The organism is Microcoleus sp. AT3-D2 (assembly GCF_036705715.1).
Taxonomy (GTDB): domain Bacteria; phylum Cyanobacteriota; class Cyanobacteriia; order Cyanobacteriales; family Microcoleaceae; genus Microcoleus.
The window spans coordinates 1-1,695 of sequence record NZ_JAUBVE010000186.1; the positions used below are offsets into that span (position 1 = coordinate 1).

General features: G+C 39.5%; 1 protein-coding gene. It reads left to right on the top strand.

The features are described from left to right. Positions 1–25: 25 nt before the first annotated feature. Positions 26–1,393, top strand: a complete 1,368-nt coding sequence (locus QUB44_RS30740) for an IS4 family transposase (protein ID WP_333373686.1) — start codon at positions 26–28, stop codon at positions 1,391–1,393. Positions 1,394–1,695: the final 302 nt, after the last annotated feature.

The window sequence follows — 1,695 nt, forward strand, 5'->3', positions numbered from 1 at the left end:
ATTGCCCAGGAGTCAGGTTAAAATGATCGAGCAATGGGTAAGACAAGAATTAGAAAAAACTGACTTAGGAGATCCAAGAAGGACAAATAGATTCATGAAAATTGTCTCTAATTTAAGCAATAAACCAGAATCTAGTGTACCTGAAGCGAGTGGTACATGGGCGGAAACTAAGGCTACTTACGATTTCTGGGATTCACCATACATCAAACCAGCTCAGCTTAGGAAAGGACACGTAGATGCGACAGTAGAAAGAATCAAAAATCATCAAATTGTCTTGGCAATACAAGATACAACCGAATTAAATTACACTACTCATAAAGCAGTTAAAGGAGTCGGATATCTTGATAGTAAATATGCAAGTGGATTGAAAGTACATTCTACTTTGGCCGCCACAACAGAAGGGCTACCATTAGGAATTATCGACCAATATGTCTGGGCAAGAGCGCCAAAATCTTTAGGTAAAGCTGCTAAACGTTCTCAAAAATCAACTGAAGAAAAAGAAAGTCAAAGATGGCTTGATGCTTTAAAAAACACGTTATATATCATCCCTAATTCGCAAAAAGTAGTCACAATTGCCGATCGAGAAGCAGACTTTTATGACTTATTTGCCTGCGCCAACCGTGAGAAAGCAGATTTTTTGATTCGAGCTACTCAAAACAGATGTTTAGAGTTTTCATCCAACCATCTTAAAGCAGAGATGGAGTTAGTCGAACCGCAAGCCACGATGACTGTTGAATTAAAGCGCAACCCGACTCGACCATCACGAGTAGCAACTTTAACTATTCGGTATAAAACCTTAACTATTCAACCCCCTAAAAATCGGGCTAAACAAGAGAAATTAAGTCCGCTCGAACTGCAAGTTATTTTAGTAAGAGAATCATCAGCACCATCGGAGGCAGAAGCAATTGAGTGGTGGCTGTTAACAACTTTACCTATTACTTGTATTGAGGATGTGACTACTTATGTGAGTTGGTATAGTTATCGTTGGTTGATTGAGCGTTATCATTATGTATTAAAAAGTGGTTGTGGAATTGAGAAGCTGCAATTAGAAACAGCAGAGAGGTTGGAAATGGCTCTAGCTACTTATTCGATAGTAGCTTGGCGTTTGCTTTATATTACTCATCTGGCTCGCAGCGCGCCTGATGCCAGTTGTGAAATTATGTTATCACATCGAGAATGGCAGGCTCTTTATGCAACAATTTATCACAAAAGTTATCCTCATTCTTCCCCGCCAACTTTAGGGGAAGCTGTTGGTTGGATTGCCAAATTTGGAGGTTTTTTAGGACGAAAACATGATGGTTTTCCAGGAGTTAAGACTTTGTGGCGTGGCTTGAGAAGATTGGATGATATTATGACGGGTTGGCTACTATTTAATCAACTGAAAACAACTTGAATTTGTATATTTTCAGGGTGAAATAGCTGCGCTCGCAAATTGTGTCGCTCCTATCAACGATAATTTTGGTAAACCGCCGTGAGCCAATGGCAGAAAAACATTTTATTCTATTGGTTCAAAATGTGCGTTCGGGAAAAACCCCGAACGCACTTGAGCCAACTCATTGAAAGACGGAGATATCAATGAAAACTCGAATCAGGATAATTCGTATTCGATCGTCCGCGAGATCCCCCATATCCCCTACACAAGTAGTTACTTTTGTCAACTTTCTTGTTAATAAAGATGTTTATAAAGCATAGCTT